Annotated in this window: 2 protein-coding genes; one reads left to right on the top strand and one right to left on the bottom strand. The window is 53.7% G+C overall.

The window, feature by feature from the left end:
• The coding region (locus tag B2T33_RS06020; RefSeq protein WP_286791449.1) for a hypothetical protein at nucleotides 1–197 on the bottom strand (197 nt) is incomplete at its 3' end.
• Between B2T33_RS06020 and B2T33_RS06015 the strand changes: the two genes are divergently transcribed.
• Nucleotides 196–436: class I SAM-dependent methyltransferase (locus B2T33_RS06015; protein ID WP_286791447.1), on the top strand; the 241-nt coding region annotated here is incomplete at its 3' end. The two genes, B2T33_RS06020 and B2T33_RS06015, sit on opposite strands and share 2 nt — an antisense overlap.

Below are 436 nucleotides of genomic sequence, written 5' to 3'. Positions count from 1 at the left end.
AATGTTGATCTGGTTTGCAAAGTGTTGCTGTTCGTTACGTTATGTATCTGGAAATGCGCGGTACTGCACATAATTTCCCCACCGGCTTCTCTAAGCTCAAATCCATCAGGCGCTTCCTTCAATTCACCTGGCAGTGAATCAACAATCACAAGAAGAATGGAAGCATCCCCAGGATATGGACAGGCAGAAGTCACCATGCGCGATAAATACAAATACATTGGTCCGGTTTACGATTTTCTGAGCAACCTCTACAGCGGCAAGAACATTCACCGCTGCAAGACCGCCATGCTCGATGTGGAAACCGTCAAGCCCGGCGCCCGCATCCTGTTCGCCGGGGTGGGCCATGGCCGTGACGCGATCCGTGCTGCGGAACTGGGCGCGGACGTAACCGTGGTGGACCTCTCCGAGACCATGCTGCGCAAGTTTGCCGAAGCCC

Origin of the sequence: Thalassospira sp. UBA4513, from assembly GCF_002388495.1 — a bacterium.
In the GTDB taxonomy this organism is placed as follows: domain Bacteria; phylum Pseudomonadota; class Alphaproteobacteria; order Rhodospirillales; family Thalassospiraceae; genus Thalassospira; species Thalassospira tepidiphila.
Note: the sequence above shows the minus strand (reverse complement) of the source record. Positions and strands in the feature narration are given on the sequence as shown.